19 protein-coding genes are annotated in these 17,405 nt (G+C 70.4%); 14 read left to right on the top strand and 5 right to left on the bottom strand.

Annotation, left to right across the window (positions count from 1 at the left end; genetic code table 11):
• From AC1MIR_RS07040 to AC1MIR_RS07000, 9 genes are all read left to right on the top strand, one after another.
• On the top strand, positions 1-658 hold a 658-nt coding region (locus AC1MIR_RS07040), incomplete at its 5' end, for an ATP synthase beta subunit C-terminal domain-containing protein (RefSeq protein ID WP_480027472.1).
• A 1-nt stretch (position 659) separates the two neighbouring features.
• The gene (locus AC1MIR_RS07035) at positions 660-1,040 is read left to right on the top strand and encodes a F0F1 ATP synthase subunit epsilon (protein WP_480027471.1); all 381 of its coding nucleotides are present in this window, start codon (positions 660-662) and stop codon (positions 1,038-1,040) included.
• Positions 1,037-1,336: an AtpZ/AtpI family protein gene (locus tag AC1MIR_RS07030; RefSeq protein WP_480027470.1), complete on the top strand. Its 300-nt coding sequence runs from the start codon at positions 1,037-1,039 to the stop codon at positions 1,334-1,336. Before AC1MIR_RS07035 ends, AC1MIR_RS07030 begins: the two co-directional genes overlap by 4 nt.
• A gap of 30 nt (positions 1,337-1,366) precedes the next feature.
• Positions 1,367-1,660 (top strand): N-ATPase subunit AtpR, encoded by a 294-nt coding sequence (locus AC1MIR_RS07025; protein ID WP_480027469.1) that lies wholly within the window; start codon positions 1,367-1,369, stop codon positions 1,658-1,660.
• On the top strand, positions 1,660-2,376 hold the full coding sequence (locus AC1MIR_RS07020) for a F0F1 ATP synthase subunit A (RefSeq protein ID WP_480027468.1): 717 nt from the start codon (positions 1,660-1,662) through the stop codon (positions 2,374-2,376). The genes AC1MIR_RS07025 and AC1MIR_RS07020 overlap by 1 nt, the downstream gene beginning before the upstream one ends.
• 2 nt (positions 2,377-2,378) lie before the next feature.
• Entirely contained in the window at positions 2,379-2,666 is a 288-nt protein-coding gene (locus tag AC1MIR_RS07015; protein ID WP_480027467.1) for a F0F1 ATP synthase subunit C, read from the top strand.
• 4 nt (positions 2,667-2,670) lie between these two features.
• The gene (locus AC1MIR_RS07010; RefSeq protein ID WP_480027466.1) at positions 2,671-3,465 is read left to right on the top strand and encodes a F0F1 ATP synthase subunit B family protein; all 795 of its coding nucleotides are present in this window, start codon (positions 2,671-2,673) and stop codon (positions 3,463-3,465) included.
• Positions 3,363-5,021, top strand: coding sequence for an alternate F1F0 ATPase, F1 subunit alpha (locus AC1MIR_RS07005; RefSeq protein WP_480027465.1), 1,659 nt, complete (start codon positions 3,363-3,365; stop codon positions 5,019-5,021). The genes AC1MIR_RS07010 and AC1MIR_RS07005 overlap by 103 nt, the downstream gene beginning before the upstream one ends.
• Positions 5,008-5,886 (top strand): F0F1 ATP synthase subunit gamma, encoded by an 879-nt coding sequence (locus AC1MIR_RS07000; protein WP_480027464.1) that lies wholly within the window; start codon positions 5,008-5,010, stop codon positions 5,884-5,886. Before AC1MIR_RS07005 ends, AC1MIR_RS07000 begins: the two co-directional genes overlap by 14 nt.
• 94 nt (positions 5,887-5,980) lie before the next feature.
• Here AC1MIR_RS07000 and AC1MIR_RS06995 read toward each other — a convergent pair whose 3' ends face one another.
• A complete protein-coding gene (locus AC1MIR_RS06995; protein ID WP_480027463.1) occupies positions 5,981-9,001 on the bottom strand; it encodes an ATP-binding protein in 3,021 nt (1,006 codons plus the stop codon).
• 45 nt (positions 9,002-9,046) lie between these two features.
• Positions 9,047-9,523 carry a hypothetical protein gene (locus AC1MIR_RS06990; protein WP_480027462.1) on the bottom strand — a complete coding sequence of 159 codons (477 nt, stop codon included), beginning with the start codon at positions 9,521-9,523 and terminating at the stop codon, positions 9,047-9,049.
• A 122-nt stretch (positions 9,524-9,645) separates the two neighbouring features.
• Between AC1MIR_RS06990 and AC1MIR_RS06985 the strand changes: the two genes are divergently transcribed.
• Entirely contained in the window at positions 9,646-9,867 is a 222-nt protein-coding gene (locus tag AC1MIR_RS06985; RefSeq protein WP_480027461.1) for a hypothetical protein, read from the top strand.
• A gap of 139 nt (positions 9,868-10,006) precedes the next feature.
• Here AC1MIR_RS06985 and AC1MIR_RS06980 read toward each other — a convergent pair whose 3' ends face one another.
• The 3 genes from AC1MIR_RS06980 to AC1MIR_RS06970 all read right to left on the bottom strand — a co-directional run bounded on the left by AC1MIR_RS06980 (position 10,007) and on the right by AC1MIR_RS06970 (position 13,335).
• A complete protein-coding gene (locus AC1MIR_RS06980) occupies positions 10,007-11,194 on the bottom strand; it encodes a hypothetical protein (protein WP_480027460.1) in 1,188 nt (395 codons plus the stop codon).
• Between the two features lie 133 nt (positions 11,195-11,327).
• Positions 11,328-12,761, bottom strand: a complete 1,434-nt coding sequence (locus AC1MIR_RS06975) for an NAD(P)-binding domain-containing protein (protein ID WP_480027459.1) — start codon at positions 12,759-12,761, stop codon at positions 11,328-11,330.
• A gap of 49 nt (positions 12,762-12,810) precedes the next feature.
• A complete protein-coding gene (locus tag AC1MIR_RS06970) occupies positions 12,811-13,335 on the bottom strand; it encodes a hypothetical protein (RefSeq protein ID WP_480027458.1) in 525 nt (174 codons plus the stop codon).
• A 54-nt stretch (positions 13,336-13,389) separates the two neighbouring features.
• On the opposite strand from AC1MIR_RS06970, the gene AC1MIR_RS06965 reads away from it, so the two are divergent.
• From AC1MIR_RS06965 to AC1MIR_RS06950, 4 genes are read left to right on the top strand one after another with little or no spacing between them, the layout of a single operon-like run.
• A complete protein-coding gene (locus AC1MIR_RS06965) occupies positions 13,390-14,349 on the top strand; it encodes a fatty acid desaturase (protein ID WP_480027457.1) in 960 nt (319 codons plus the stop codon).
• A 27-nt stretch (positions 14,350-14,376) separates the two neighbouring features.
• Positions 14,377-15,417, top strand: a complete 1,041-nt coding sequence (locus AC1MIR_RS06960) for a TRAP transporter substrate-binding protein (RefSeq protein WP_480027456.1) — start codon at positions 14,377-14,379, stop codon at positions 15,415-15,417.
• Positions 15,414-15,911, top strand: coding sequence for a TRAP transporter small permease (locus AC1MIR_RS06955; RefSeq protein ID WP_480027455.1), 498 nt, complete (start codon positions 15,414-15,416; stop codon positions 15,909-15,911). Before AC1MIR_RS06960 ends, AC1MIR_RS06955 begins: the two co-directional genes overlap by 4 nt.
• The gene (locus AC1MIR_RS06950; RefSeq protein WP_480027454.1) at positions 15,908-17,224 is read left to right on the top strand and encodes a TRAP transporter large permease; all 1,317 of its coding nucleotides are present in this window, start codon (positions 15,908-15,910) and stop codon (positions 17,222-17,224) included. The genes AC1MIR_RS06955 and AC1MIR_RS06950 overlap by 4 nt, the downstream gene beginning before the upstream one ends.
• Positions 17,225-17,405 lie beyond the last annotated feature (181 nt).

Below are 17,405 nucleotides of genomic sequence, written 5' to 3'. Positions count from 1 at the left end.
CGCGGCCGCGGGGGGGGGGGGGGGGGGGGGGGGGGCCCCCCCCCCCCCCCCCCCCCGCCGCCCCCCCCCCCCCCCCCCCCTCGCCACCGAGCTCGCGGAACTCGAGGAGCGGATCTGCTCGACCGACCGGGGGACGATGACCTCGATCCAGGCCGTCTATGTCCCGGCCGACGATTTCACCGACCCCGCCGCCACGCACACCTTCGCCCATCTCTCCGCCTCGATCGTGCTTTCGCGGAAGAAGGCGTCCGAAGGCCTCTATCCGGCCATCGATCCGCTGCGCTCCTACTCGCGGATGCTCACACCGGGCACGGTGAGCCCGCGCCACTACCGTGTCGCGCGCGCAGTGCGCACCACCCTGGCCGAGTACGAGGATCTCAAGGACATCATCGCGATGCTCGGCCTCGAGGAGTTGTCGGAACGGGACCGCGCCACGGTCCGCCAGGCCCGCCAGCTCGAACGCTTCCTGACCCAGCCCTTCTTCTCGACGGAAGCGATGACCGGCAATCCCGGGCGATTCGTCAGGCTCGACGAGACACTGGACAGTTGCGAGCGCATCCTCGCAGGCACCCTGGCGGATCGCGACGAGGCCGAGTTCTACATGATCGGGTCGCTCGCCGACCTCGACGCCAGGGCGGCGGCCGAAGATGCGGCTTAGGGTGATCACTCCCATCGGCCTCTGCGTGGACCGGCCAGTGCGTCGGATCGTGGCCGAGGCGCGGGACGGGCATTTCGGGATGCTGCCGAACCACGTCGATCTCGTCACCGAACTCGTACCCGGCATCCTGCTCTACGAGGCCGAGGACGGCGCCGAGCGCTTCGTCGCGGTGCATTCCGGCACGCTGGTGAAATGCGGCGCAGAGGTGCGCGTGGCGGTTCGCGGAGCGGTGGAGGGCGACGATCTCCACCGGCTGCGCAACCTGGTCGAGACAGATTTCCGCCGCCGGGACGAGAATGAGCGCGAAGCGCGCGCGGCGCTCGCACGGCTCGAGGCCAGCATGGTCCGCCGATTCCGCGACCTTGGGACCACCGGGGGATGACGGCCGAACGCGACGCGGAGACGGAAACCGAGGCGCAGACCATCGCGCGCAAGGCGCGGCGGTTGGAGGAAGCCCGCAAGCGCCGCACGACGAGCGCCTGGTACGGGCTCGGCATGTTCGGGCTGGTGGGCTGGTCCGTCGCCGTGCCTCTCGTGGCAGGCATCGCGCTGGGGCTCTGGATCGATCGGCGCTGGCCGGGCGCGGTATCCTGGACGCTGACGCTGCTGATCGCCGGCGCGGCGCTCGGCGCGCTCAATGCGTGGTACTGGGTGCAGCGGGAGGGGCGGGATGACTGAGCGGGTGAGACAGGCCATCGGGGGCGCGGCATGACCGCTTCCGCACTCTCGCTCCTGGCCGCGATGCTGGCAGGCTCGGTGCTCGGCGCGCTCTATCTGGCTCTTCTCTGGGCCGCGGTGCGGCGCCTGCCGCAGGGCCCGCGCGGCCTGGCGGCCTTCACATGGCTCCGGCTCGCGCGGGTGGCGCTGCTGCTCGGCGCCCTTGCCGCCGCAGCACTTCTCGGGCTGCCGGCGGACGGTTTCGTCGCCGCGCTGGCCGGCTTCATCATCGTGCGGTTTGCCGCCACACGCTTGCTCGGTCGCGACTCACCGGGAGGCGCCTGATGGAGATCAGCCCGGACAGCTGGATCCTGTACGAGTGGCGGGGCCTGCGACTCAACGCCACGATCGCCTTCACCTGGGTGGTGATGGCGCTTCTGGCGCTCGGCTCCCGGGCGATCACCGCGCGGCTGAGCGAGGGCGAGAGCGTCTCGCGCTGGCAGGCCCTGCTCGAGGTGATCGTCTCGGCCATCCGCGACCAGATCGCGGAGATCGGCGCCGACGATGCAGGCCGCTACCTGCCCTTCATCGGCACGCTGTTCCTCTTCATCGCCACGGCGAACCTGCTGGCGGTGGTGCCGGGGCTCCAGCCGCCCACCGGCTCGCTCTCGACCACGGCGGCGCTGGCGATCTGCGTGCTGATCGCCGTGCCGCTCTTCGCGATCGGCGAACGCGGTCTCGGCGGCTATCTGCGCGCCTATCTGCGGCCGACGCCGCTCATGCTGCCCTTCAACGTCGTGAGCGAGATCTCGCGCACGGTCGCCCTGGCGGTGCGGCTCTACGGCAACGTGATGAGCGGGACGGTCATCGTCGGCATCCTGATCAGCGTCGCGCCCTTCTTCTTCCCGGTGGTGATGCAGCTCCTCGGCCTGCTCACCGGGCTGATCCAGGCCTATATCTTCGCCATCCTTGCGATGGTCTACATCGCCTCAGCCAGCCGCAGCCGCCGCGCAACGGACAGCGGGGCCGCGCCCGCCACGCCCGCAGGCACAGGATACTGACCATGGACGCAGCAACCTGGGTCGCCGTGAGCTCGATCGTCACCGCCGGGCTGACCATCGCCATCGGCTCGATCGGACCGGCCCTGGCCGAGGGGCGCGCCGCCGCGCAGGCGCTGCAGGCGATCGCGCAGCAGCCGGACGCCTCGAACACCATCACCCGCACGCTCTTCGTCAGCCTCGCGATGATCGAGTCCACGGCGATCTACTGCTTCGTCGTCGCGATGATCCTGATCTTCGCGAATCCCTTCACGGATCTGGTGGCGGCAACCACCCAGGCCGCAGGGCGCTGAAACCGTGCAGATCGACTGGCTGACGGTCATCGCCCAGATCGTCAACTTCCTCGTTCTCGTCTGGCTGCTGCAACGGTTCCTCTACCGCCCGGTGATCCGGGCCATGGCGCAGCGGGAGGAGCGCATCGCGAGGCGGCTCGAGGAAGCGCGCGGGGCCCGCGAAGACGCCAGGGCCGAGGCGCGCCGGGTGCGCGAGCAGCAGAAGGCGCTGGAGGCAAGCCGGGAGGAGATGCTCGCGCAGGCGCGGCGCGAAGCCGCCGCCTTGCGCGCAAGGCTCGAGGCCGACATCCAGGCCGATGTCGAAGCCAAGCGCCGGACCTGGAACGCGCATCTGGAGGATGAACGCGAGGCCTTCGCCGCCAGGCTGCGGCAGCGCGCCGGTCACCAGGTTATCGACATCGTCGGGCGGGTGTTGCGCGACTATGCCGGCAGCGACCTGGCCGGTGAGGTGGCGGCAACCTTCGCGGAGCGTCTCGCGGCCCTCGATGCCGACGAGCGGGACAAGCTGGTGCGCGCGGCCGGGCGCGCGGAGGGCCCGGCGCTGGTGGACAGCGGCATTGCGCTCAAGCCGGGCGCGCGCAGCCACGTCACGCGCGCCATCCACGAATGCGTCGCACGCGAGATCGACGTCGAGTATCGCGAGGACAGCGACCTGCTCCTCGGGATACGCCTGACGATCGGGGGGCAGACGGTCGAGTGGTCGGCGGCGCGCTTCCTCTCCCGCCTCGAGACGACGCTCGACGAGGTGATCGAGGGCAGCGGCCGGCACCGCCCCGAACGAGCGCCGGCCAGGGCATGACGCGCATGGCGACGCTCGACGGCCTGCACGACGCGCTCTTCGCCCCACTCGAAGCCGCGCTGGCGCGCATCGGCGCGGAACTCGAACTGGCCGAGATCGCGCATGTGCTTTCCGTCGCAAACGGCGTCGCGGACGTCGTCGGCTTCACCGACCTGCGCGCCGACGAGCTCCTGGCCTTCCCCGGCGGCGTGCTCGGGATCGCCGCGAATCTCGGCGAGCGCCGCGCGGGCGTCATCATCCTGGGCGAGACCGAGCGCCTGCGTCCTGGCGATCCCGTGCGGCGCACCGGTCGGGTCGTCGACGTCCCGGTTGGCGCGGGCCTGATCGGGCGCGTGGTGGATGCGCTTGGCCGGCCGCTCGACGGCGGCAGCCGCATCGTCGCCGAGGCGTTCCTGCCGGCGGAGCGGCCGGCGCCGCCCATCATGCACCGCGCGCCGGTGCAGGTGCCGCTGCAGACAGGCATCAAGGCCGTTGATGCAGCGATCCCCATCGGCCGCGGGCAGCGCGAGCTGATCCTCGGCGACAGGCAGACCGGCAAGACCGCCATCGCCGTGGACACGATCCTCAACCAGCGCAGCAGCGGCGTCCTTTCGATCTATTGCGCGATCGGCCAGCGGGCCTCGGCGGTCGCGCGCGTCATCCGGAGCCTGCGCGACGGCGGTGCGATGGACCGCACCATCGTCGTCGTCGCCGGCGGCGAGGATGCGCCTGGCCTGCAGTTCGTCGCCCCCTATGCCGCCACCTCGATGGCCGAGCACTTCATGGCCGCGGGGCGTGACGTCCTGATCGTGTACGACGACCTCACCCGCCATGCCCGCGCCTATCGCGAGTTGTCGCTGCTGCTGCGCCGGCCACCCGGGCGGGAAGCCTATCCCGGCGACATCTTCTACATCCACGCGCGCCTTCTCGAGCGCGCCACACAGCTGCGCAAGGAACATGGGGGCGGATCGCTCACCGCCCTGCCGGTGGTCGAGACGCAGGCGCAGAACATCTCCGCCTACATCCCGACCAACCTGATCTCGATCACGGACGGACAGATCTTTCTCTCGCCCTCGCTGTTCGAGAAGGGCCACCTCCCGGCCATCGACATCGGGACCTCGGTCAGCCGCGTGGGCGGCAAGGTGCAGCTTCCGGCGTTCCGTGCCGTCGCCGGCAACCTCCGGCTGATCTACGCCCAGTTCGAGGAGCTGGAGACATTCGCCCGCTTCGGCACGCAGCTCGACACCGAGACCCGGCGCAAGCTCGATCGAGGCTTGCGCGTGCGCGAGGTTCTGAAGCAGCGCGAGCACGATCATCTGGACGTGCCCGAGCAGGTCGCGACCCTGCTCGCGGCGACCGAGGGCCTGTTCGACGACCGGGAACCCGACGCCGTGGCGGAAGCCGAGCAGACGGTGCGCCGGGCGATCCGCGCGCACGCCCCGGGCCTCTGCGACCGGATCGCGGCTGGCGCCAGGCTGGAACAGCCGGACCGCGCGGCACTGATAGGGGCGATGCGGGAAGCGCTTTCCGGGGCGCAGGACAGTGAGCGGGCGGAAGCAGGCGATGGACACGCTTGAAAGCCTGTCGCGCGCTTTGGAAACCATGGGCGACATCCAGTCCATCGTGCGCACGATGAAGGCGTTGTCCTCGATCCACATACGGCAGTACGAGCGCGCCGAGGCCGCCATGGCGGACTATGCGCGCACCGTGGATCTCGGGCTGACGGCGCTGCTGCGGATGCGGCGCGAGTCGGGCCTCAGCCTGCCCGGGCCGGACAGCGCGGCCGCGCGCGACGGCCTGATCGTGATCGGTTCGGATCGCGGGCTCTGCGGACGCTACAACGACACCATCACGCGCTTCGCCCGGCCGCGGCTGGAAGCCCGGCGCGCGGTGCTGGGCGTGGTCGGGGCCCGCATCGCGGCCCGGCTCGAGGCGCATGGGCATCGCGCGGACTCCCTCCATTCGCTGCCGGGGTCCGTGGACGGGCTCGCGCGACTGGTCCAGTCCCTGATCGTCGAGATCGACCGATGGACGCTCCAGCATGGCGTCGGGCAGGTCTGGCTGCTGCACAATTGCCGAGAGGGGCCGGTCACGGCGCGGCCACGGGCCCGGCGGCTGCTGCCCTTGCCCGAGAGCGATCTGCAGCGCCTGTCGGCGTGCGCATGGCCCGGACGCTCCCTTCCCTGCGTGAGGATGGACCCCGATCGGCTGCTGTCGTGGCTGGTGCAGCAGCGGCTCTTCGTCGTGATCTACAGCGCGATGGCCGCGGCGCTGGCGAGCGAACACGCCTCGAGGCTGGCCGCGATGCAAGGCGCCGAGCGGACCATCGAAGAGCGGCGAGACGACCTGCGCCGGCGCCACCGCATCAGACGGCAGGAGACGATCACGCGCGAATTGCTCGATGTCGTTTCGGGCTACGAGGCGGCCCGGTCCAGCGACTGATGCCGCGCGCACGAAGGTTGCGCATCCGTACGCTGCACGCGGCGGGCGCCGCCGCGGTGATCATCGCCGCAACGCGACCCCGGCTTGCGCCGGCTCATGCCGCCCGGCGACCGGCATCCATGCGCAGGACGCGCAGGCTTTCATGCGCGCGATCGGCAAGGCGGGCGGCGCCCATCCGTTCAGCGAGCTGCGCCGCGCCGAGAAAATCCTGCTCGGCCTCGGCGAAGCGTCCCGCCTCGCGCCAGATCAGCCCCCGCACGCGCATCGATTCGGGGCGATAGAAGAACTCGCGCGGATTCACGGCCAGCGCCTCGTCTGCGCAGGCCAGCGCATCGCCGATGCCGCCTGCGGCGAGGCAGCCCTCCGCGAGCCAGGTCGCATAGCGCGTCATGGCGACACGGATGCGCTTCGCCTGCATCTCGGCGATGCCTTCGCGCATGAGGGCGACGCCTTCCTCTGCCGATCCCAGCCCGACCCGGGCCCGACCGAGGATCACCCGCGTGCTGGCGGCGAACTGGGCGATGCCATACTTGTCGCACAGCGCGATGCTCTCCTGCGCATGGCATGCGGCCTCGGCGTAGCGTCCGACCAGGTTCAGATACGCGGTATGCATGGTCTGGCCGTACACCGTGTCGAACGGGTTCTCGTCGCCCGGCCCGGGAAACAGCGCGGCCTCGATCCGCCGTTGCGCCCCGGCATCGTCGCCAAGCGTCCAGGCGATCATCGCGGCATTGCCGAAGGTCTGGGCGACCCAGCCCGGCTGGGCACGGAACGCGGCGTCGTCGAAATACGCCGCGCCGCGCCGGAACGCCTCCTCCGCCCCGCCGATGTCGCCGACGCGGAACTTCGATGTCATCAGCATCATGTGGGCGGCCGCGAGATGCCGGGGCAGGCCGTTGGCGAAGGCGAGCTGCTCGAACTGGTTCGCCAGCGCGAGCCCGGTGTCGAAGTCGCCGCTGCTCGACGCCGCGGCCCAGGTGCCCCATGCCTGCAGCAGCTGCTGCTCGCTGTCGCCACGCGCATCCGCGAGGGCACGCGCGCGCCGCGTCGCCTCGAGCGTCGGCGGCGACGAAAGCCCCTGCGTGATCCGCAGCACATTCGCGTAGAGCCCGATCAGCGGCAGTTCCTGACCGTCGCGCTCGATCGTGTCGGGCTGCTGGCGCAAGGCCGCCAGCGCGGCGCCATAGGCGCTCTCTGCCTCGACGAAGGCACGGCGGTCGCTGGCGTATTGCCCAGCCTCGGTCCAGGCGGCCACCGCCGCCGCGAATTCGCCGGCGTTGGTCCAGTGATGCGCAAGGATCTCCGCCTTCGACGCCGCGGATCCGCCCGCGCCATCGTGTATTGCGACGGCGATCGCCCGGTGCAGGGCGCGGCGCCTGCTCTTCGGCAGCGAGGCATAGGCGGCGTCCCGCAGCATGGCATGCCGGAAGGAGTCGACCCCGCGTTGGTCCGTCTCGCTCAGGATGCCGTGCCGGCGCAGGGTGGCGATGTTCGCCCGCAGCGCGGCTTCCGGGCTGTCGGACACCGCCAGCAGAAGGCCGCGCGGCACATCCGTGCCGATGACGGCGGCGATCTGCGCAAGGCCCTTCGCCGGTCCGAGCTGGTCGAGCCTCGCCATCAGCAGGTCGGCCAGGCTTGCCGGCACTTCGGCGTCCTCCGGCCCGTGCCGGACGCTGCCGGAGGCGCGCTGTTCCCGCACGAGATGCGCCAGTTCGACGCCGAACAGCGGCACGCCGCCGGCGCGCTGGATCACCCGGTTCAGATCCTGCGGCGGCACGGCCTCGGCGACCGCCGCAAGACCGCTGAGCATGTCGCGCAGTTCGGCATCGGCGAGGGGCCTGAGCGGCACGACGAGGCCGCTTGCGGCGGCCTGGCCCGGCTGCGGCCGAACCCGCGTCGTCGTGAGGAGAAGCACCGGCAGGAAGGCGATGGCCGCGGCGACATGGTCCAGCAGTTCGAGCGACGAGGCGTCCGCCCAGTGCGTGTCCTCGAACACGATGACCACCGGCCGCGACCGGGCGGCGCCACGCACCCAATCCAGCAGGGCGGCGAACAGCAACGCGCGGGTGGCCGCCGTAGGCGGCAACGCGTGGCCGAGCGACGCATCCTTCGGCAGGTCGAGCATGTCGGCGAAGGCCGACAGCGTGCTGGCGATGCCGACCCGGCTTCGCTGCAGCACACGGCGCAGACGCGCGTGGAAGCGCTCCGGCGGCCGGCTCCCTCCCGGGTCGATGATGCGGCGGATCATCTGGGAGACCGGGTGGAAGGGCGTTCCGCTGAAGAACTGCGAACCGCCATCCTCCACCCAGACATGGCGCTGCACCGAAATCCGATCCCGGAACTCGGCGACGAAGCGCGACTTGCCGAGCCCTGCCTCGCCCAGGATGGTCACGATGCGTCCGCGTCCGGCCTGCACGTCGCGCCATGCCGCAAGGACGGCATTCAATTCCTCCTGCCGCCCGACCATACGGACCGGCGACGCGCCGCTTCCCGCATGGATGCGGCTGTGCAGCAGGGTGGAGCCGATCACGAGCCACACCTGCACGGCGTCCTCGAAGCCCTTGAGGGTGACGTGCCCCCGGTCGTGGCACGCGAACAGGCCGCCGGCGAGCCGCTTCGTCGTGTCCGCGATGACGACCTCGTTGGCGGCGGCGAGGGTCTGCAATCTTGCCGCCAGGTTGATCGTCTGGCCCACCGCGCCCGGCGCGCCCCGTGCCGTGGCGAGGCTCGCATGATCGGCCAGCACGAGGCCCGTCGCGATGCCGATGCGCACGCCGAGCGCTGTCCCATGCGCGCTCGGCGCCTTCGGAATCGCCTCGCACAGCGCCAGCCCGGCACGGATGGCGCGTTCGGCGTCGCTCTCGCTGGCACGGTGATAGCCGAAATAGCCGACCACGCCGTCGCCTTGGATCTCCGCCACGAAACCGCCCGCCGACTCGATCGTCTCGACGCAGCAGCGCTGATAGGCGTCCAGGGTCTCTGCCCAATCCTCCGGGTCCATCGCGGCAGCGAGCCTGGTGGAGTCGATCAGGTCCGCGAACAGCACCGTGAGCTGGCGCCGCTCCGCAACGCGGGCCGGGCCGTCGGACGGCGCGGCCGCGGGCGACGCACCCATCCTCAGCGCGTCCCGCCGCAAGGTCGCGCGCGACGCAGCGGCCGCTCAGGCACTTGCGGTCCTCGCGACCTCGATCAGGACGAGCTCTGCGATGTTGATCGGATCGCCCTTCCCCAGGATGGTCGCGCCGGTGGACATCAGCCAGAGGCGGTCCGGTGTGCCGGCGACGGCGAAGCGGAACCTGCCGCGCACGCTGTCGAGGTTCGGATCGTCGCTGGCGAAGACGATGTCCGCATCGCCGAGGGGCGCGCCTTCGTCCAGCAGAAGCGTTCCCTCGAGCCGGAAGGTGGCGACCAGCACGCCGTTGCGGACCGATCCCTGCAGCGGCATGCCCGAGGAAGTGTGGCTTCCGGTCAGACGCCCCGCGGCATCGAGCGTGAAGCGTCCGATTCCGCAGATGCGATGCAGCACGTTGTTGCGCATCGCATTCCCCTCGAATTTGTAGACATAGCTGCCGGCGAGATCCGCCTGGCCGATCCCGGGCCCTGTGACGGCGCGCGCTGCTGTGGTGCTAAGGGGCATGGTCGTTACTCCGGCTCGATCATGGTCCACGCGACGGAGGCGATCCGCGCAGCAATCCCGATTGCTGCGGCATTGCTGTTATGCTCACCTACGGATGCACGCAAGAAGGGGAATGCGAAGCCATGCCGGAGCCAATGCACGTCCTGGCCAAGAATGTGTTCTGCGAGGCGCCGCCGGACGGCCTGACGGAAGAGCAGCTCTTCGCGCTGCACGAATTCTTCCACGTCGTCCTGGCGGCCGGCTACAGGCTCTATCAGGTGGTGCCGCGCGACAAGGCCGCGCCGGTGATCAAGGAGAAGTTCGACATCTTCTCCGCCGCGGCGCTCGCGGGCAGGGATCCCTAAGGCGCGTAGCGCGACCGCATGCGCGCCCGCGCCGCGTCGGGGCGCCCTCGGAACGTTCCGCTGCGCAACGCGGGTCGTCGGTGCAGCGGCGGCGGGGCAACGATGCCGTACCGTCGGCGCCGTGCCCGGCCTTGCCGGATCAGGTCGGGTAGCCCTCGAGCAGCTCGACCGGGTCGCCGTACCGTTCCGCCATGGCGCGCACGGCCGGATCGCGCAGCGATATCAGGTAGCCGTCCGCCACCATCGTACGGTTGCCGGCCACCACCGTGCTGTCGAAGGTGACGAGATCCATGTGGATGTGCGGCTCCTCCCAGTTGGGCATCGCACGCCGGAGGTAGTCGGACGGCTTCAGCGCATTGATGCCGACATGCAGCGCGCCCGGGGAGTTCGGGCCGGCCGGGTAGATGTCGAAGCGGGGCGCCTTCGGGTTGTGGCCGCAGCCCACCTCCTCCAGCGTGCCGCCGATCAGGTAGTCGCGCATCACCTCGGCCTCGAAGCCCTCGCCGTGCACGGCATGCACCACGTCGTCGCGGAACTCGACGCCGACCGGGCTCTCGAAGGGCTTGTCGAAACCGACGGCCCATTGCGCCCAGACGGTGCCGTTGATGCCGATCTTCTCCTCGGGCTTCAGCCCGACCATGTTCGGCTCGAACAGATTCGGTCCGTGCGTCGGCAGGTAGTGGACGTAGCAGCCATCCTCGTCCGCCACGTTATGACCGCGCCAGCGATTGTGCCGGCGCAGCGTCTGCAGCATGGCGTCGGAGAACGGGATGCGGAAATCCGTCCCGCGCGGATCGGTGATCCGCATCAGGAAGTCGCCGCTCTCGGGGAACAGGCGCGAGGTCGCGCGGATGATCTCGCCGAGCAGCTCCACCGGGAACTGCGCCTGCGGCGTGTGCAGCAGGTCGAGGTCGCGGAAGAAGGTGATCTTCACCCAGCGCTGGCCCTTGTTGCGGCGCAGCCCGATGCAATAGGGATCGAGCACCGAAGCGAACCAGGTGGAGACGACGAAGGTGGCGCGCTCCAGGATCGGCTTGGCTTCCTCCGGCACCGTCACGTAGCGCGTGCTCTCGCCCATGAAGGCGGCGAAGGTCGCCCCGCGGCCGCGCGCCAGTCCCTGCACCGCCTGCACGACGCGCGGATCGAGCAGCGGGTCGGTCAGCATCACCACATGGTCGCCGGGGCGGATCGCCATCACCCGGCAGAAATTGTCCATGCCCTTGACGTAGGAGGCCACGTCGGAGACCGGGTGCTGCACCTGGCGCGGCAGTCCGCGGCGCGTGGACGCGGCAAGGATGTCCTCGACGCGGTTGGCGAGGCGCGACATGACTCGATCTCCTCCCGGTTGGCTTGCGGCAGCGGCGCACCAGACCGCGATACTTTGAGAGCTAAGCATCTGGCTGGCAAGCGGGGGCAGCCGATGCGAATCGCCGGCCGATCCCCCCCTGACGCGCCGGTCTTCACTCGGCGGCCAGGCGCTCCGGGTCGAGCTCGGCGATCCGGACGTCATAGGCCCGGTACTCCTGCCAGAGCCGCGGCAGGTCGGCCTCGAACAGCCCGCGCGTGATGCCCTGCGCGAGCCGCGGCACCGCATAGACCATCGCGTTGATCGAGGCGCCGGCCGGGCCGAAGGACATCGTCGTCGCGATCCCGAACAGGTGGATGTCGCGGATCCAGGGCGTCCTGCCCGGCTCGCGCTCGATGAAGGCGTAGTCCGGCGCGAGGTAGGGAAACGCACCGAGCCGCTCATCGGCTTCCTCGGCCGGCGGGTCGTAGCGGTCGGACCAGCGCGCGATGTTGCCGTGGAAGCCTTCCAGCGTCGGGACGGAGGCGAAGTCCATCCGCACGCCGGTGCCGCAGATCAGGAAATCCGCAACGGCCTCGCCGCGCGGCGTCGCGATCGCGACGCGGCCCTCCGGCGTGACGCGCGCAGCGGTCCAGGGCCGGCCGAGATGCATCCAAAAGTTCGGGAAACGCGCGCAGCGATCCCAGGTGTCCTGCGGAAAGGCCTCCCGCAGGCCGAGCACATCCGCCATGAAGCGCCAGCGCCAGGCATCCGGCACCGCATGGATGTGCTGCAGGAAGCCCGAGAAGGTGAGCCAGCGATAGGGTTGCACGAGTTGCGGCTCGGCCCGCCGGCAGAACAGATGCACCTCCGCCGCGCCATGCTCCAGCGCGGTCGCGGCATTGTCGAAGGCGGAGGCGCCGGCACCGAGCACCGCGACCACCTTGCCGCGCAGCGCGGCGAAGTCCAACGGATCGGCGCTGTGCGCGCGCAGATGCGCCGGCAGGGCCGCGACGAACTCCGGCATCCACCAGCTGCCCGCATCCTCCTGCCCTGTCGCCAGCACCACCTTGCGCGCGCGCATCGCGCCCGAAGAGGTCTCGACCATCAGGCAAGGCAGGCCGTCGTCGGTCAGTGCCGGCGCGATGCGGCCGGCCTCCACGCCGTTGCGCACCGGCACGCCCGTGACGTGCCGGAACCAGAGCAGGTAGTCGTTCCACTTCTCCTTCGGGATCAGCTTCAGCCTGTCCCAGTCGGCCTGGCCGAACTGCGCCTCGTGCCAGGCCTGGTAGGTGAGCGAGGGGATGCCGAGGTCGGGACCGCTCTGGTCCTTCCAGCTGCGCAGGTTCGGCATCCGCGCATAGGTGAGCCAGGGCCCTTCCCGTCCCGCCGGCGCCCGGTCGATCACCAGGATGTTGCGCACCTTCTGCTGCATCAGCGCGAAGCCGGTGACGACGCCGCATTGGCCGCCGCCGATGACGAGCACGTCGAGCACCGGGGCGCCGCCGCTGGTCTTCGGCTGCAGCCAGTCCATGCGCGGATGCGCGATCAGGGCGAGGTCGCGGACGACATCCGCTTCCAGCTCCGCGAGGTTGCGTGGGGCGGGCAAGGGCGTTGCTCTCTTCGTCTCTCAACCGGCCAGGGTCATGCGGCCAGGGTCATGCAGATGGCGTGCCGGGCGGCAGTTCCATGCCGGAAGCCGCCGCCTCCGCCGCCCATCTGGGCCCGATCTCCAGCACCGCAACGACATCCACTGGGACGAATCGCGCGACGAGCACTTCCGCCAGCAGCATCGAGCAGCAGGAGCGCCACGCGCCGCTGACCAGCGGCCCGACCGCATCGGCAAAGGGGAGACGTGCCGCGTAACGCAGCAGATGGTGCCTCGGCGCGTTGCAGCCGGAATGGCTGTGCGGCACCGTCCAGCCGAGGCGGCCGCAGAAGCTCTCCGGCACGGCGTGCCATGGCGCGCGTTGCCGCGCCGTGGCGTCGTTCACATGGACCGACCGTCCGCCGTAGCGCGGCGGCGCGGGCACCGGGGCGGCGAGCGGGACCGGCCGCGGCTCGGGATGCATCGCCCAGGGCCAGCCGCACATGAAGACGCAGCCCATGCCCGGCCGCGCCCACGACGCCTCGACCGGTGCCGGCGCCTGATGGATGAAGGGCGAATAGCGAATGCGCGACATCGTACATGCGGGAACAGGCGGTCAGGTCCATCCCATGCAGCTTGCCATGCCGGCATGTTTCTTGCCACGCTCGCCCCCATGGCGGAGAACGAACTTCCACGCGCGGCGGCGCTGGCGCCGTCGCACAGCTGGTGGCGGCGATGGGAGTTGCCGACCTGGGGCGTGGCGGTCGCGATCTATGCCTCCTGGCTGCTGCTGGTCTGGTTCCACGCGTCCATTCCCTGGCCTCTGATGATGCTGCTCGGCGGCTATGTGCTGGCCTGGCATTTCTCGCTGCAGCACGAGGCGATCCACGGCTGGCGCAGCATCCCGCGCTGGCTGCGCACCGCGGTGGTCTGGCCGCCGATCGGCGGGTGGTGGCCCTTCGAGCTCTACAAGCGCAGCCACACCGCGCATCACCGCAACACGGTGCTGACCTATCCGGGCGAGGACACCGAGACGCAGTATCACCGCAAGGAGGACTGGTCCCGCTACTCGCCGGCCTGGCGCGCGGTGCTGCTGGCGAACCAGACGCTGCTGGGGCGGCTCACGCTCGGGCCGTTGCTGCGGCTGCGCAAGCTGGTGCTGGTGGAATACGGCAAGCTGTCTCGCCGGGATTTCGGCGATGTGCCGGCGTGGCTGGGCTTCTTCGCCGGTCTCGCCGTGATCCTCTGGTTCGTCGGCGCCGTCGCCGGCATGACGATCTGGTACTACTACGCCGTGATGGTGCTGCCCGGCATCTCGATCGGGCTGCTGCGCGCCTTCATCGAGCACCGCTGGGGACCGACGCCCGGCGAGCGCACGGCAAGCGTCGAGAGCAACTGGGTGTTCGGGCTGCTGTTCCTCTGGAACAACCTGCACATCGTGCATCACCTCTACCCCGCCATGCCCTGGTTCGAGATCCCCGGCTTCTGGCGGCGCAACCGCGAGAGGCTGCTGGCCCACAACGGCCACTTCGTCTTCCGCGGCTATTGGCAGATCGCGCGCCGCTGGCTGCTCCGGCCGGTCTTCGTGCCGGCCCATCCCGCGCGCTGAACGACACCTCGCACACAAGGGAGACGCATGATGAAGCGACGAAACCTGATGGGGGCCTCGCTCGGCCTGACGCTGGCGGCGCCTATGGTGGCGGGCGCGCAGCAGGTCTTCACCTTCCGCTGCCACTCCTTCTCCTCGCCCACCGCGCTCGACCACACGCTCCATCTGGACCGCTGGGCGGAGCGCGTCGCGCAGCAATCCCAGGGCCGCATCAAGGTCGAGATGTATCCGGCCATGCAGCTCGGCGGTCAGCCGCGCGACCTGCCGCAGCAGCTCGAGGACGGCGTGGTGGACATGATCTGGACCGTGCCGGGCTTCACGCCGGGACGCTTCATGGGCACCGAGGGCATCGAGATGCCCTTCATGAACACCGGCCTGTCGGCCAGCATGTCGCAGGCGGCCTATGAGTACGCCGCCAACAACCTCGCGGATTCCGAGTATCGCGGCATCAAGATCATCGCGATCCACGCCACGGACCGCGCGCTGGTGCACACCAGCCGCAAGCCCATCCGCGTGCAGGACGATTTCAAGGGGCTGCGCCTGCGCGTCGCCGGCCGCTGGATCGGCGAGGCGGTGACGGCGCTCGGCGCCACGCCGGTCGGCATTCCGCTCGGCGGCGTCTACGAGGCGACGGCGCGCAACCAGGTGGACGGCTTCCTGATCAACTGGGCCATCACCCAGCCCTTCCGTCTCTACGAAGTGGCCAAGTACCACACCGAGCCCACCGGCACGGGGCTGTTCCAGGGCATGCTGCTGACGCTGATGAGCATGCGCAGCTACAACCGGCTTCCGGCGGAGCTGAAGCAGGTGATCGACGCCAATTCCGGCGCCGGCCTGTCGAAGCAGCTCGGCGAGATCTGGGATACGCAGACGAAGCAGGCGATCGACGCCGCCAGGGCGGCCGGCAACGAGATCATCGAGATCGGGCCGGAGGAGAAGGCGCGCTGGCGCAATGCCGTCGCGCCGGCCTACGAGGCCTGGGTGGCCGAGATGACGCGCCGCGGCCGCAACGGCCGGGCGCTGTTCGACCAGATGCAGGCGATCACGGCCCGCTACGGCCGCACGTGAGGCTCGAAGCGCTGCGCCGCGCCCTGACCGGCGCGGCGACGGTCGCGGCACTCGCCGGCGGGGCGCTGCTGCTGGTCGCGGTCGGTGTCACCACCGCCTCGGTGCTGCGCGGCGCGCTGCTGAATCGGCCGATCCTGGGCGATTCCGAGATCGTGGAGATGGCGCTCGGCGTCGCCGTCGCCCTCTGCCTGCCGCTCTGCGAGATGAAGGGCGCGCATGTCATGGTGGATTTCTTCACGCAGACGCTGCCGCGGCGTGCCATCGCCGGCCTCGACGCCGCGATGCGCGGCCTGGCGGCGGTGGTGGTGGCCGTGCTCGCCTGGCGGCTCGCCGTCGGCGGCTTCGCGATGTGGGATCGCGAGCGGGAGACGATGTTCCTGCTGATCCCCTACTGGTGGGGCTATGCCGGCGCCGCGGTGGGCATGACGCTCTGGACGCTCTGCGCGGGGTTCGTCGCGGTGGAGGCCGCGGCCAGGGCACGGCAGGCGGCGTGAGCAACTTCGACATCGGCCTGCTGATGTTCGGCGCCGCGCTGCTGCTGATCGCGCTGCGCCTGCCGGTGGGCATCGCCATGCTGCTCGTCGGCGGCCTCGGCTATGCCGCGATCGCCGGCTGGGACCCGCTGTTCGCCACGCTCAACACGCTGACCTTCAGCCGCTTCTCCTCCTACACGCTCTCGGTCATTCCGCTGTTCCTGCTGATGGGCGACTTCGCCACCAAGGGCGGCATGAACCGCGCGCTGTTCCGCTGCGCGCGCGCCTGGATGGGGCATTGGCGCGGCGGGCTGGCGGTGGCGACCATCGGCGGCTGCGCGGCCTTCGGGGCGATCTGCGGCTCCTCGCTCGCCACCGCCGCGACGATGAGCCAGGTGGCGTTGCCGGAGATGCGCCGGCACGGCTACTCCCCGGCGCTGGCCACCGGCACGCTCGCTGCCGGCGGCACGCTCGGCATCCTGATCCCGCCGAGCGTCATCCTGGTGATCTACGCCATCTACACCGAGCAGAGCATCGGGGCGATGTTCGTCGCCGCCGTGATCCCCGGGCTGCTGGCGACGGCGGGCTACATGCTGGTGGTCAACCTCTACGCGCGCCTCGTCCCCGGCGCGGCGCCGGCCGCGGAGCGCGCGCCCTTCGCCGAGCGGCTGCGCGCCACGGCGGAAGTGTGGCCGGTCATCCTCGTCTTCGGCGTCGTGGTAACCGGAATCTACGGCGGATGGTTCAGCGCGACGGAAGGTGCCGCGATCGGCGCGGCGGCGACGGGCCTGCTTGCCGTGTCGCTCGGCGGGATGCGCTGGCAGGGGTTGCAGGAGAGCCTGCTCTCCACCGCGGTGACGACCGGCATCATCTTCCTCGTGCTGCTCGGCGCGGAGCTGTTCAGCGCGGCGCTCGCGCTGTCGCGCCTGCCGGCCGAGCTCTCGGCCGCGGTCGCCGCGCTGCAGGTGCCGCCGCTCGCCATCCTGCTGGCGATCCTGCTGATCTACTTCGTGCTCGGCTGCTTCATGGAAAGCCTGGCGATGGTGCTGCTGACGCTGCCGATCTTCGTGCCGCTGATGCTCGGGCTCGATTTCGGCCTGGACAGGACGCAGGTGCTGGTCTGGTTCGGGATCCTCGTGCTGATGAGCGTCGAGGTCGGCATGATCAGCCCTCCCTTCGGGCTGAACCTGTTCGTCATCAACGCGATGGCGCGCGACGTGCCGATGGGCGAGACCTATCGCGGCGTGCTGGGCTTCGTCGGATCGGACTTCGTCCGCATCCTGGTGCTGGCCCTCTTCCCGGCACTCTGCCTCTGGCTGCCGGGTCTCTGGTAGGCGGGGGATCGGCGAGGAGATGGCCCGCCGTTGGGCGGGGGTAGCCGCTCGCCAGCTGTGAATCGGCGTGGAAAAAGGCCCCCCTGAGAGGGGTGATCGGCGTCCAAAAGGGACCCCTCTGGTGAAGGGGTTCACGTTGGCTCTCGGTGATGCCGGGGGTCATGTTTGGGATGCTGGTGGT

The organism is Falsiroseomonas sp. RANM36 (genome assembly GCF_056682175.1).
This window is presented reverse-complemented; position numbering and strand designations above follow the sequence as displayed.

Coding starts and splice junctions, on each gene's coding strand:
- AC1MIR_RS07025 (WP_480027469.1), top strand. CDS start 1,367: ATGACCGCTTCCGCACTCTCGCTCCTGGCCGCGATGCTGGCAGGCTCG.
- AC1MIR_RS06995 (WP_480027463.1), bottom strand. CDS start 9,001: ATGGGTGCGTCGCCCGCGGCCGCGCCGTCCGACGGCCCGGCCCGCGTT.
- AC1MIR_RS07015 (WP_480027467.1), top strand. CDS start 2,379: ATGGACGCAGCAACCTGGGTCGCCGTGAGCTCGATCGTCACCGCCGGG.
- AC1MIR_RS07020 (WP_480027468.1), top strand. CDS start 1,660: ATGGAGATCAGCCCGGACAGCTGGATCCTGTACGAGTGGCGGGGCCTG.
- AC1MIR_RS06960 (WP_480027456.1), top strand. CDS start 14,377: ATGATGAAGCGACGAAACCTGATGGGGGCCTCGCTCGGCCTGACGCTG.
- AC1MIR_RS06990 (WP_480027462.1), bottom strand. CDS start 9,523: ATGCCCCTTAGCACCACAGCAGCGCGCGCCGTCACAGGGCCCGGGATC.
- AC1MIR_RS06985 (WP_480027461.1), top strand. CDS start 9,646: ATGCCGGAGCCAATGCACGTCCTGGCCAAGAATGTGTTCTGCGAGGCG.
- AC1MIR_RS06965 (WP_480027457.1), top strand. CDS start 13,390: ATGTTTCTTGCCACGCTCGCCCCCATGGCGGAGAACGAACTTCCACGC.
- AC1MIR_RS07000 (WP_480027464.1), top strand. CDS start 5,008: ATGGACACGCTTGAAAGCCTGTCGCGCGCTTTGGAAACCATGGGCGAC.
- AC1MIR_RS06970 (WP_480027458.1), bottom strand. CDS start 13,335: ATGTCGCGCATTCGCTATTCGCCCTTCATCCATCAGGCGCCGGCACCG.
- AC1MIR_RS06980 (WP_480027460.1), bottom strand. CDS start 11,194: ATGTCGCGCCTCGCCAACCGCGTCGAGGACATCCTTGCCGCGTCCACG.
- AC1MIR_RS07030 (WP_480027470.1), top strand. CDS start 1,037: ATGACGGCCGAACGCGACGCGGAGACGGAAACCGAGGCGCAGACCATC.